This is a genomic window from Paenibacillus tyrphae, assembly GCF_027925525.1.
Taxonomy (GTDB): Bacteria; Bacillota; Bacilli; order Paenibacillales; family NBRC-103111; genus Paenibacillus_G; species Paenibacillus_G tyrfis_B.
In genome coordinates this window covers 202,632-214,720 of the sequence record NZ_BSDJ01000006.1, presented here as the reverse complement: position 1 = coordinate 214,720, position 12,089 = coordinate 202,632, and the positions used below count along the sequence as shown (strand labels likewise).

Here is a 12,089-nt window from a genome sequence, read left to right as displayed (position 1 = left end):
TAGACTGCCTCTGCGGACAGCTTTCGTTATGTATGTTTGTCGCGCTTCCAGACGCGGTAGCGTTCCGAAATGACCGGCTCGATGATCCGGTAATTCTCGATCGTATCCTCCACATGGTAGATCGTCGGCAGGCCGGCGGCCAATATTTTCGCGAAATCCGTAGCCGTATAAATATCGTTATGGATATTCAAGTATTCGCGCGCAAACGCATCCGCTTCGTCCGACAGTTCATTCGAGGTCAGCACGCCATCCCAGTTTGTGCGAAAAAACTGGGCGCCTGTCATTTCATCCCGTTTCACCAGCTCGATATCCGGCAGATCCCGTTTCCGGCTTGGCTTACGGAGCAAATCGTTTTTGATCACCCACGCCACGAACATGCCGGTCGGGACATAAGCTTGAAATACGTCCAGTTCTTGCGGAAAGTCCCCTTCATAATACCACTTCGCTTTATCGAACACGTACAGCTCTTTTTCCTTGATCTGAAACAAGACGTCCGTCGGTTCTTCGGCGAAGCCTTTGGCTCTCAACTCATCAGCCAGTACATTTAACCGGTCGACGGCTTCCTGCTTGGCGGGATACGGCTCATAGGTCGGATTCATCGTCTTTTTATCGGGATACAACCGGCCTTTAATGACATTCAGGATATAGACCTGCGGTCCTTCCGTAATGGTCAGATGCACATAATCTTTAAAAGTCTTTCTCTGCTTGGTTACTACCGTTTCGATCTTTTTCGTCATTGTTCTCCCCAAAATTCATGCGAAATTAAGCTTCTGTAGTTACCAGCTTACCTTGGAATGCATTTTATGGGAATCCTGCAAAATTACCAAACTCAACCTGCTTTCTTCCAGAGAAAACCACTCTTCACTACAGCTTGGCGGACTGGAATTTTTTCTGAAAAGCCTATTTCCGCACACCATTTCGCTATATACTGGTACTATTGTGCATGTTGGATACAGATTTTAGAAAAAGTTGGCGGAGAGAAGCATGAAAAACGTATTTTTACGCAAGCTGGCTATGATCGCATCGGTACTGGCTTTATGCTCGGGGTGCAAATTAACGACGACTGTCACTTCGTCTGCGCCTATAGAATCAGGAACAACGACCCAGATGGCGACGCAAGCTACTCCCCTAGCGCCAGCTCAACCTCCGGCAGCATCGGAAAAACCGAAGCCAGCGGCAGCATCGGAGGCGGAAGTTCCGCCGCCGAAACTGGTTGCCGCGCAGGAGCAGCCGATCGTTTAAAAAGCTTCGGTTATCCCGAAGACCTCGTATATCTGGCAACACGAAAAGCCGAATTCGAGCGATACCAGGAAACGATGATACAGAGATTCGATAACGAAGGACACACCGAGCTGGAAGCCCCCCCCTTTCCGAACAGGAAGCGTTCTTTATTGCGACCGGAATAGGAGAAGTAACAAGCCATGCAGACAACCGCCGCAACGAAAACAACATCGGCTCGATTTTCATACAAGAAGTTTCCGGAAGATATTGTTAAGTTGAGAATGAGTACGAACTGGTAAGCAGAGTAGCCTTTCGAAGGTTACTCTGCTTTCTTTGGGTCACCTCAACCGTATCCCTTATCGGCTGGAGTCCTTATAATCCCATTTCGACAGATAGGATACGGAAGCCAAAGGTCTAAAAACATCTCTTCCACGAATCGGATAAAGAATCTCCCACCCCTTGGAAACAAGAACCAAATTTTCGTTGGACTCGCGATAACGGGGACCTTCCCGTTTCTCTAACACTCCCTTAAGGATAAATCGATTTTTCTTATCTCCTGACGACCCATGATCATAAATAGTTAAAAACTCGCTTAGCTCATCCATCGGATTTGCGCCTTCAACATACATGTAGCCGTTAGCGGAAGGAAATAAATGATTATTGTAGCCTAGTATTTTCCAATCGGCTCCCGATCCATCCGAATGCTCGGAAATGATCTCAATTTCACCTAAAGGAAGCTCGCCTTTAGGGATGTAACCAAACTCAGCGGATACCGCATGTTTAACCGGTAATTCTTGAACGCAAAGATATGCCGCTAAAATTAAAGCAGCGGATATCAGGATCAATTTAGTTTTTCGCATGGGTTCTCCTTTGACTTCATATATTTAGGAAAAAATAAAAATCCTATTGATAATAATAGTAGAACGATTGCTTGTATTATTAACACGAATCATCCCTCACATTAGACTTCCGCCCCATTTTGCCGAGCCTTGAACTTAATATATATCGGACATATTCATGTTCTATTTTATGTAAATTCAGACACACATCGGATACAGTGAAAAAACTAAAATAACCTTAGTCCGGAATACTGCGAACTAAGGTTAACTGAAAGACGCTCTGTCCTATTGCCCCCTATAACCTGGCAATGATCATAAAACGTTCAGAGTTGGTTTTAATTCCTTTTTCAGTTTTTGCTTGAAGCTACCTTCGTTCGCTTAGTATCCCATTTAAGCGATTTTTAAGATTTAGGGGAGCACTATAGAAGCAGAAAGGCCCGAGCACAAGGAAGTTCGTTCGGTCTAAACCTCTCTTTTATGTTCAGGACGATAAATGATTCTTACATAATCTGAATCTTTATTATCCATATCACCTAAGTATCTTCTTTCATGCTCTGGAATAAGCTCGTACAGTTCCTTAAGTTTCTTCCTAGAATAGTCAGAAGGATATTCAAGATATCTATAATAGGCTTCTCTACATTTTTCTAATGATGATTTCTTGTCATTCAGTTTAGAGTATAAATCCATTAGTTCCTTATACTTTTCTTCTTGTTTCGTTGCATAAAGCCCCTTTTCAAGCGTTACTTTCGCAAAATTATCCAAAACAATTTCAGTTGGAGTATTGAAATCTGTGAAGAACGTTCCATTTCTAAACAATTGTTCTAATTCAGATAAATCATAATTACATTCAAAACTCGAATTATAACAAGTCACTCGCCCATCTTTATAAACCACTAAATTTACCAAATAATTGATGTCCTTGTTCTTCATAAAGATCGTGAACTCTTTACCATCAATTGTTTGATAAAACATTTCACTTTTCACATAAAAATCTTTTGCTTCGGGTGAGTATGTAACTTTCCTTTTTTCCAATAATTCCTTTTCGTGTTTTGAAATAGTATAAATATTACTCATTTTAGGATTTAGCTTTTCTATTGTATTCTTTATGTGCCTATAATAACTTTTTTTGTCATAATTCCATTTTGCTGATTTAACTTTATATGCTCCTAACCCAAATATCGATAGAATTTCTCCATTCGGGACATTTGGAACAAGCCAATTGATGTCTAATTTTTCTTTGAGCCCGTTTAAATCAACTAATTCCCAACAATTAATCATCCCATCTTCGTATACATCAAGATTTATATAGTAATACTGCACATTTTTAATAATACCCGGGATACGAGTCCCTTCTATTGTTCTTTGTCTACTAATTTTTTGCATTGGAATGATCACCGTCCAAAATCGAGATTGCTACTAGAATAATAAGCAATATAAGTAAAACAAATATCAAAAATTTGGATTGTTTCGGAGTAATTATATTATTGGACAAGAGATACTCATTAATAGAGCGTAATACGAACATGGTTATTAGAATTAGTAAAGCGCGAATAAATTTATCTGTTATGTCCAACTTAAAATACTCCCTTAGCGCGGCTCCAATAAAATGCTCCATATTCCTTTCTTTTATCTGAATAAAGGCGCTGGCCCATAAAATCTATTAATCAAATACTATTTTTACACCTCTGTATTCTAGTGTTTCCACAAGAGCCTCTATAAGTGGCCTATTAGCCCGTTCTTCAAAATAAAACTCTGGTTCGTATACAAGTTTATTTATAAACCGTCGTCTATAATTAACTTGCTTCCTCCATGAATGTTTATCTAAGTACTCTTGAGCGACACCGTAATTCTTCCATATAAGAGTGAACGGTCCGGTAGTACCAAATCCCCCAAATAAGCAATCATCCAACGAGGGTAGATCAAAACCAAAATAGCCTCCTGGGCCATTGATCGCTTCTCCCATTGCGCAAAAGAAGGAGGGATAATCCGTCACGTATGTTCCATCTAAAAAGAAGTTCTCTTTTTCACTAGATCTATTCCATTCTCGTGTAGTCAGATTATAGTTTTTGACAGCTTTTAGCCATGCTCTCCTCTCTGGTAAATCTAGAACGGCCCATTCATTGATATGTACGGGAGGAGATATTCTCCACTTGTTCCAAATTTCTATTTCCGTACGATTTGCAAACGATTCTAAAGAGCCTTTGAATTGAATATCCAGGAAATCCTCTGGAAATCCGATTTTATGATAATAAATTTCATCATATATGTGGAATGTATAGCTCCCTATGGGATTCTTGTCATTATCGAGAATACAGACATACACACATCTATTCATCGATTGTTTTTTTCTTATAAGATATTCCTTAAACTCGTTGCAAAAAACAAACTGTTTACATTGGATTTTATGATACAAATGATCCTCATCTTCATAGATCTTTCCGCTCAGACCTACGATTTCACTGCAATATCCGATTGTTAAGTCACTGTCATCATCAATAATGGAATAGTTCAACTTTACTTTATCTCCCGGTTTAAATTTCCATATACGAGCCTTCCAAATACAGCAATCCCATGAACTCCGTTTTCATTAGAAATCACACTCATCTATTGTATTGGTCAACTCAGCCCATCTGGCCGATAATAACTTTGCATAATCCAGAGAAAATAATCCATAGTATCCTAATGAATATCCGTCATTAACCTCTATTAATAGGGTTTGCCCTTTATCTGTTAAACCAAAATCTACTGCATATCCTTTAGGGGCAGTTTTGTATTCTGCGACAACATCTTCAACCACTTTATGATCGTATTGTACTCTCCAGTCGCCTCTATATCTTCGAATGTCTAAAATCCTTCCGTATCTAACAAAACATCTCCATTCTGCTACAAAATTCACAACCTCCGAACATAATATCTCTGGATCTTCACCAAATGTACCACAGCCGATTAAATCCTTAGTACTTCTGACTACTACTCCTGTAAACTTTTTATCCTCTACTGGCTTTATGAATACATTCCAGTTCTCGGGGTTGTTCGCGATTATGCTTAGTTTGGAATTCCAAACCTTTCTCCCTAGGTAATTCTTTAATTCTTCTGGATAGTCAATTTCAGGTGTAATTATATTATGTTTAAAAAGTGCTTTTCTAACATCGTCAACATAGCTAACAACGATATCTTCTTTGTTACTATCAGATAATTCTGCTATATCTTTGAAATAACTAATTTCAAGTCCCATTTGTTTAAATCCGTCATAGGCTGCGTAAAAATTATGGCTTGCAATTTCGTTGTCAAAATTTTTTCTTATATATATCTTCATTAGAGCACCTACATTCATGTCCAAGATAAATTTTCGAGTTGTTTCAATAGTAAAATTATACCACATCTTTTATAAGACAGAAGTCGAAAAAGGTAGAAAAACAGAAGATAGAATCCAAGACATAATTGAAAGTCCCTTTCATTCAGCATCAGGTAATCCCCTGCTCAAAAAGAAACCTCGAGAGGCCTGAACCAATCAAGGGTATTAAATCATTGTCTATTCCAAGTCTCTTTGTGCTAAATCAAGAGCAACAGCCATTTTTATTTGATTCATTTTACTAAGTCCTTTGACATAATCTCGTAGAGGGATTGTATCAACAATAGGCTTGGCATCGAAGTTATACCGATCTAATTCAATTAATGCGATAGTATCCGTATTAATTAGAAGTCTGTAAAAATCTTCTCCTTGCTCAGGTACGTGTCCTATAAAATAAGCCGTCTTCATTTCGGGCAACGAATTCCGCAAAACATTTAAAAGTCTTTCATTTGAAGGATCTTGAAATAAAGATTTATGTGAATTAATCAATCGAACTCTAAAGTCCTGTTCTGTTTTACTTCCTTTAAGCTTCATTTCATCATCCCGCATCCTTGGCATAAAATAATTTATTTAGTCCTATCATCCCGTTTTCTGCATCGTTGTTTAATTCAAGCATAAGAAATATACTTGGAATATGGAAGGGAGCGTGAAAACATGGAGTTCACAATCGGAAAACTCAAGTAATATAAGGTGGTTCATATACAAGCGGCCACCAACTCTAAAGATATAGGTGGATAAATATGTCAAGTAAACTATACGAAATCATCGAACGTCCCCCCACTGTTCTGGAACATAAAACATTATGGGAGGCGGTTGGTTGGGGAAAAGTCAATATAGAGATGACCGAGCAATCCATTGCTAATTCTGTGTATTGTTTAGTTGCAATAAGCGATGGAAACGTAATCGGTATGGGACGGATTGTTGGCGATGGAGCAATGTACTATTATATACAAGACGTAGCTGTATTACCGGAGTATCAGAATATGGGAATAGGCCAGCAAATCATCGAGAAACTACTGAACTATATAAAAGATAGTTGCTCTGGAGCTGGTTTTGTCGGTCTATTCGCCTCGCATGGAAAAGACGAATTTTATGAAAAATTCGGATTCCAAGACCATTCGCCCGGCATGACAGGGATGTTCTTAGTAGTAGATAAATAGTATGGAAATAAAACAACAAAAACCCGCCAACGGACAAATACTGCCGTTCCGGCGGGTTTCGTTGCTCTTCCCATTCACACGGACATCGTCTCCCAGATCGGGATCGTCACGACCAGCTTCGTCCCGGCGCCCTCTCGCGAATCGAGCTGCAGTTGCCCGTTCAAATGCAAGACGCGGCCCTTCATCTGCTCTACGCCCATCCCGGAAGATCCAATCTCCATACGGCGCGCTTCCGTACTATTGAACCCGACGCCATTATCCTCATAAGTTAATACAAAAGCACGATCCGCGACCGTCATCGTAAACGTTACATGCGAAGCTTGCGAATGTTTTTTCGCGTTGTTAAGCAGTTCCTGAATGATTCGGAAAATATGCTTCTTCGTCGTCAAGTCCTTTGCTTCGATGGCGGACGACCTCTCCTCCTTGAACTTGAGCACGAACGGCGCGTGGTACGCTTCCTTATCGAGATACGACCTTACCGTTTCGATTAGCCCGATTTCCTTCAGCAGAAACGGGTTCAATTCGAAGCAGCTCTGGCGCAGGCTGTTGTTGATCATCTCTACGAAATTGACGATGTTGTTCAGATGCTCTTTATCTTCTTTATTCATCGCATATTTGTCCAGCAAAGAAATGAATCTCCGTTTGAGGAAAAACAAATCCTGCATCGTCGTATCGTGCAGATCGGCCGCAATCCGCAGCCGCTCCTCTTCCTGCAATTCGAACATGACTTTTCTGAACCACTGAATATCCTGCGCCGAATGCTCGTTCGGAAGCTGCGAGGCAAGAAGCTGCATCTTCGCAGTCAGCTTGCGAATTAAATGAACATTCTCCAGGCTGACTTCCAGGTACGAGGTAATCAAATGCAGCCATTGAATTTCTTCTTTACCCAGCAAGGTGTTCGCTTTATTCCGCGTGATGACCAAATAGCTGGTATATTCTTCATGCCGGTGAATCTCGATACAGGTATACAGTGGGTGCTCGGACAAAGCCGATGATTGGAGCAAATGCTTAATCTCTGCCGCATCGATATCCCCTTCGGCGATGATCTCGGTATCATGCTCGTACCGAAATACAATGGCTCCGCCCATTACTTCGAGCGTCTGAACAATGTCGACAAGCACAATGTCCTTCAGTTCGCGAAAGCTTGAGATGACCCCGAGATTTTTGGAAATTTTCTTCAAAGCGGTACGCAGTCTGAACTTTCTCGGAAATAAAAACGCTTCAAGTCTTGTTGTAAAATATTCAACTGAGTACAGAACGAAGGAAATCATGGCAACGGAGCCCGCGAAAACAAACAAAATCTGCTTCTCATCGGCAAGATTCTGAAATAGGAATGCGAAGATTGCCGTAAATAACCCCGATGGTACAAGGGCAAGCAGACAGGCAAAACCAAAGCGCCGAAGCACCAAACCGATATCGTATAGTTGATTTGAGGCAATCAAATATGCGAACGAGATCGGGAAAAATAAAATGAACGAGCTTGTATATAAGCCATTGACAAATTGAGTACCGACGAGCAAATAAGGAAGAAACGATAAAGATATCGCCGGTAAGAACGAAATAAGCAAAGAGAGCCATACATTTCTTACAATACTTAACAAATATGATTTTTCCTTGCGAACTTTAAGATACAAGAAAGTTAGTATGGTAATGTTAGTAAAAAATCCTGCGATAAAAAAGCTCATGACAACAGAGGCATCATATGCATAAATCTTTGGTGCCATGGGGGGATAAAAATATAGAAGTTTTATTAAAAATACAATCCCCACGATTGAATATAAATACTTTAAAATCCAATCAGGTAATCTAACACTTCCTTTTTCTTCAAAAAATACAACTAGAAAATGATAAAAAACCATTGGAAGTAGCACCATAAAGGTACCCATTAGGATTTTGCCTATAGTGTCTCCTCTAACAGACGCCCCTTGACACATATATATAATTCCGCAAGTTAGAAAGACAACAGCAAGCAGCTTGGCCGATGGCGAACGACGCATTTTCAAGAAAAGCAGTCCCGCCATAAATAAACATAAACCTTCCTCTAACAACGGAAGAATCGTATAAGTGAAGAGATCTTCATCGCTAATAAAAATCTCATGTTCCCATCCGTCTCTAGATAGTACAATGTTATGTACTTGTTCTACAGCGCTCCAATTGGTGATTATTGTATTTTGATCTGGAAGAAGTCCATCTACTTTTTTAATAACATCCCCAAGTTGAATGTCCAGATTATTACTAGCACCTTCCTCGGCCAATTCTGTAACAACCCATTCGCTTTCTTGGTTCAGCCCAAGATAAATACCTAAATAAGGAGAGTTGAATGTAACAGAGGAGCACCAAATCTGTAATCCAATGAAGATTAACACCAAAAGACACTGTATTTTTTTCCCCATGAAAATTTCTCCTACATGCTTACTTTTCGTAAATTTTCTTGATATACTTCTTTTTAACGAATATGCCATATAAGGGGAGTACGCATGATAACGATTCAATTGACTCCAGAGCTACATCAAGTCGTTTATAATTTAAAAATTATTGATATCCGGGAAAGTGTAAACCTTTTTTCTAAAAATCTTCCACTATCTATAGAAGAAACCTATGCAACAATTAGGACTTTTTCACAACCAGTACAATCCAGAGTAAAATTATTGAAGTTACTAGGAGGAGATTGGATGTAAAACCAAGTATTATTTTACCAAATAAAAAAGATATTGTATATTAGTTCTTTCTTTCTATAAAGTTCTTTTTAGAAATATCCAACTGATACTTACGATCTACACCGAGTCAAAATAAACAGGCAATATGACTCATTTGCCATAAAGGCGAGAAAGCAGTGAAGTCCTTAGTACCAATTGTGTGCGTTTTTGATTTATTTATGAAAAGCTGTAACTGTAGTACACATACACCATCCCCACCTTCAAAGTAGCAGGGAATTAGCAATTTTAGTACGAAATCCAAAAAGACCGCACCTGCTACCAGGTGCGGCCCCTTATCACCAAACGTTAATCCACCAAGCTCCACAGCGCCGGCACGAGCGCCGGCTCCCAGCCCGGCAGCGAGGTATGGGCTTGAAGCGCTTTATACGTTTTGCCGCCATAGGATACGAGGTCATTGACGTTATACGCTACGAAGGGCGCCCATGGCTGCACCGTCGATGTCGTATCAGTCGTAACCGTCACCGGGTTGCTTGCAGCCGATACGTTGCCCGCGGCATCCTTCGCTTTTACCGTAAAGGTGTAGGACGTTTCGGGGGTCAGTCCGCTCACCGTGGCCGTTGTTCCTGCAACCGATGTGGCTAAGACAGAGCCATTATACACATCGTAGCCCGTCACGCCGATGTTGTCCGTAGAGGCATTCCATGACAAGGTTACGCTCGTCGAGGTTTTGCCGGTCGATGTCAGCCCGGTCGGGGCGGTCGGCGGCTGCGTATCCGGGTCGGAGGACGTGGACGTCGTCACCGTGACCGGGCTGCTTGCGGCCGATACGTTGCCGGCGGCATCCTTCGCTTTAACCGTGAACGTGTAGGCCGTTCCGGCCGCCAATCCGCTCACGGTGGCCGTCGTTCCTGTCACGGATACGGCCAACGCAGAGCCATTGTACACATCGTAGCCCGTCACGCCTACGTTATCCGTGGAGGCGTTCCACGACAGGGTTACGCTCGAATGCGTTTTGCCCGTCGAAATCAGGCCGGTCGGCGCGGTCGGCGGCTGCGTATCTTGCGCCGGGGGACTGCCTACGCCTACAGCGCCGTAAGCGGCTTTTACGGAGTTGACCTGCGTGGAGTTCGCCCCGAACAGATCGGTAGCCGCTTGGATCGCCGCAGCGCGAATGGCCGCAAAATTGGAGGACGGAGTCAGATATAATGTAAGCGTTTTATATATAATTTTTGCTGCGTCACTGCGACCGATTCCCTTGACCGTCACCCCATAATGCGTGCCGCCTTCCGCCAGCAAATAAAACGCTTTGTTGTTAATGCCGCTGTTAATATGCACACCTCCGTTATCGTCAGAGCCCCGGTACAGCTTGCTGTAATGGTCCGGCTGATTGTACAGCTCTGGATTTTCCATCGACCGCAAAGCGTCGCCCGGTATATTCGGCGTGTAGATGTCGTCGCCGATCAGCCAGTTTTTCCCTTGAATCGTATTGCCGAAAATATCCGATATCGACTCGTTGAGCGCGCCGGATTCGCCTTGGTAAATGAGCCCGGCCGAATGCTCGGTTACGCCATGCGTCAATTCGTGGCCGATGACGTCCAGATCCCCGGAGAAGGTGCGGAATAAGTTGCCGTCCCCATCGCCGTAGGCAATCTGTACGCCATTCCAGAACGCGTTGTTATAGTTCCGGCCGTAGTGAACGCTGGATTTGATCGCGAGCCCGTTGCCATCCAGACTATCCCGTCCGAAGTTGTTTTTGTAATAGTCGTAGACGACTTCGGCATAAGCATGCGCGTCAACCGCTGCCGGGTCGGTCCATACGTTGTCCGAATCCGTCAGCAGCGTGCCTGGAAGCGACTGGCTATAATTCGCAGAATACGTAATAATGCCTTTTCCGCGCGTGTTGTCCTGAAGCACGTACTGCGACCCGCTTGCCGTAGTCGTAAAGGTCTTCGTATCGCCAAGCACGCCCACGCCCGTACCGGTAGCTTGATCGAGCATGCTGAACTTGTTGACGATAGTTCCGTTGTCCGCGTTAATGAAGTAACGCACGCGCTCTGGGGAAGGCTCCAGCACGTTGACTTCGGTCGTGTAAACGAGCAAGTTTTGCCCGTTGTACGGGTAAATATTCAGCTCCGCCGTTTGCTCTCTCTGCTGGCTGCCCAGCTTGCCGATCCGCTTCTCGGTATCTTGATTAGCAATTGCAATCGCCTTCTCCGCGCTAATTTTGGGCGTCAGAGGGACCAAGGATTGCTGCCCCGAATCGGGGACGGTGCTTCCGATATACGACGTAACATTGCCCTGCCTGTCAAAATGAAGCGTTTGGTCCGCGCCGAATACGGGAATTCCCTGGATATACTGCTTCAGCCGGACGTGTCGCGTTCCAGTCTCGGCATCGGTCACCTGCTGCGTAATGCGGATGCTTTGCTTCGTATCCCCGGCCAGTCCGAGAGCGCCTTTCTTCGACTCCAAATATCCCCAGATCTTATCCTCGTTCGACATGCCTTGTGGAGCGATCCACGTTTCCCCGATAAATCGCGGTGCAGCCGTTGGCACAAGCCCGCCTTCGGAACCGTTCGATGCGTTCGAAGCTGCCCCTGCCGGCAAGGCAGCCGTCGTCATCAGGGCCCCCAGGGCAATGACGGTAAACACTTTTTTCATAACGAATCTCATCTCCCATCGTTCGATTTTACTTCCAGCCAAGCCTGCAATCGGTCAATCTATAAGTACTCATCCCTCCTTACATGGTTTTATGGTAGACAAAAGCCTCTATGCGAGTACAACAAGATGTCCGCATCGGGAAAACAACAAAAAAAGGATAGCTGTTCACCATAGCGAAAACGGGCTCACCCCTGGGTGTCTG

The 12,089-nt window shown here is 43.0% G+C and carries 11 protein-coding genes; 3 read left to right on the top strand and 8 right to left on the bottom strand.

Annotation, left to right across the window (positions count from 1 at the left end):
• Nucleotides 1-26: 26 nt before the first annotated feature.
• Nucleotides 27-737 (bottom strand): hypothetical protein, encoded by a 711-nt coding sequence (locus tag QMG93_RS09725; protein WP_281935810.1) that lies wholly within the window; start codon nucleotides 735-737, stop codon nucleotides 27-29.
• Between the two features lie 66 nt (nucleotides 738-803).
• Between QMG93_RS09725 and QMG93_RS09720 the strand changes: the two genes are divergently transcribed.
• Nucleotides 804-1,406, top strand: a complete 603-nt coding sequence (locus QMG93_RS09720) for a hypothetical protein (RefSeq protein WP_281935808.1) — start codon at nucleotides 804-806, stop codon at nucleotides 1,404-1,406.
• Nucleotides 1,407-1,577: 171 nt separating this feature from the next.
• On the opposite strand, the gene QMG93_RS09715 is transcribed toward QMG93_RS09720, so the two are convergent.
• The 5 genes from QMG93_RS09715 to QMG93_RS09695 all read right to left on the bottom strand — a co-directional run bounded on the left by QMG93_RS09715 (nucleotide 1,578) and on the right by QMG93_RS09695 (nucleotide 5,946).
• Nucleotides 1,578-2,081, bottom strand: a complete 504-nt coding sequence (locus tag QMG93_RS09715) for a hypothetical protein (RefSeq protein WP_281935807.1) — start codon at nucleotides 2,079-2,081, stop codon at nucleotides 1,578-1,580.
• A gap of 441 nt (nucleotides 2,082-2,522) precedes the next feature.
• Nucleotides 2,523-3,443, bottom strand: a complete 921-nt coding sequence (locus QMG93_RS09710) for a hypothetical protein (RefSeq protein ID WP_281935805.1) — start codon at nucleotides 3,441-3,443, stop codon at nucleotides 2,523-2,525.
• 277 nt (nucleotides 3,444-3,720) lie between these two features.
• Entirely contained in the window at nucleotides 3,721-4,572 is an 852-nt protein-coding gene (locus tag QMG93_RS09705) for a barstar family protein (RefSeq protein ID WP_281935804.1), read from the bottom strand.
• A 75-nt stretch (nucleotides 4,573-4,647) separates the two neighbouring features.
• Nucleotides 4,648-5,376: an ATP-grasp domain-containing protein gene (locus QMG93_RS09700; protein WP_281935802.1), complete on the bottom strand. Its 729-nt coding sequence runs from the start codon at nucleotides 5,374-5,376 to the stop codon at nucleotides 4,648-4,650.
• Between the two features lie 216 nt (nucleotides 5,377-5,592).
• Nucleotides 5,593-5,946: a hypothetical protein gene (locus QMG93_RS09695; protein WP_281935800.1), complete on the bottom strand. Its 354-nt coding sequence runs from the start codon at nucleotides 5,944-5,946 to the stop codon at nucleotides 5,593-5,595.
• Between the two features lie 206 nt (nucleotides 5,947-6,152).
• Here QMG93_RS09695 and QMG93_RS09690 point away from each other — a divergent pair, with 206 nt between their 5' ends.
• Nucleotides 6,153-6,572, top strand: a complete 420-nt coding sequence (locus QMG93_RS09690) for a GNAT family N-acetyltransferase (RefSeq protein WP_281935799.1) — start codon at nucleotides 6,153-6,155, stop codon at nucleotides 6,570-6,572.
• A gap of 74 nt (nucleotides 6,573-6,646) precedes the next feature.
• Here the strand turns inward: QMG93_RS09690 and QMG93_RS09685 are convergent, their stop codons facing one another.
• Nucleotides 6,647-7,870: a sensor histidine kinase gene (locus tag QMG93_RS09685; RefSeq protein ID WP_281935798.1), complete on the bottom strand. Its 1,224-nt coding sequence runs from the start codon at nucleotides 7,868-7,870 to the stop codon at nucleotides 6,647-6,649.
• A 1,179-nt stretch (nucleotides 7,871-9,049) separates the two neighbouring features.
• On the opposite strand from QMG93_RS09685, the gene QMG93_RS09680 reads away from it, so the two are divergent.
• On the top strand, nucleotides 9,050-9,250 hold the full coding sequence (locus QMG93_RS09680; protein WP_281935797.1) for a hypothetical protein: 201 nt from the start codon (nucleotides 9,050-9,052) through the stop codon (nucleotides 9,248-9,250).
• Between the two features lie 324 nt (nucleotides 9,251-9,574).
• Here the strand turns inward: QMG93_RS09680 and QMG93_RS09670 are convergent, their stop codons facing one another.
• Nucleotides 9,575-11,887 (bottom strand): M4 family metallopeptidase, encoded by a 2,313-nt coding sequence (locus tag QMG93_RS09670; protein WP_309299661.1) that lies wholly within the window; start codon nucleotides 11,885-11,887, stop codon nucleotides 9,575-9,577.
• Nucleotides 11,888-12,089 lie beyond the last annotated feature (202 nt).

Coding starts and splice junctions, on each gene's coding strand:
- QMG93_RS09725 (WP_281935810.1), bottom strand. CDS start 737: ATGACGAAAAAGATCGAAACGGTAGTAACCAAGCAGAGAAAGACTTTT.
- QMG93_RS09720 (WP_281935808.1), top strand. CDS start 804: ATGGGAATCCTGCAAAATTACCAAACTCAACCTGCTTTCTTCCAGAGA.
- QMG93_RS09715 (WP_281935807.1), bottom strand. CDS start 2,081: ATGCGAAAAACTAAATTGATCCTGATATCCGCTGCTTTAATTTTAGCG.
- QMG93_RS09710 (WP_281935805.1), bottom strand. CDS start 3,443: ATGCAAAAAATTAGTAGACAAAGAACAATAGAAGGGACTCGTATCCCG.
- QMG93_RS09700 (WP_281935802.1), bottom strand. CDS start 5,376: ATGAAGATATATATAAGAAAAAATTTTGACAACGAAATTGCAAGCCAT.
- QMG93_RS09695 (WP_281935800.1), bottom strand. CDS start 5,946: ATGAAGCTTAAAGGAAGTAAAACAGAACAGGACTTTAGAGTTCGATTG.
- QMG93_RS09690 (WP_281935799.1), top strand. CDS start 6,153: ATGTCAAGTAAACTATACGAAATCATCGAACGTCCCCCCACTGTTCTG.
- QMG93_RS09680 (WP_281935797.1), top strand. CDS start 9,050: ATGATAACGATTCAATTGACTCCAGAGCTACATCAAGTCGTTTATAAT.
- QMG93_RS09670 (WP_309299661.1), bottom strand. CDS start 11,887: ATGAAAAAAGTGTTTACCGTCATTGCCCTGGGGGCCCTGATGACGACG.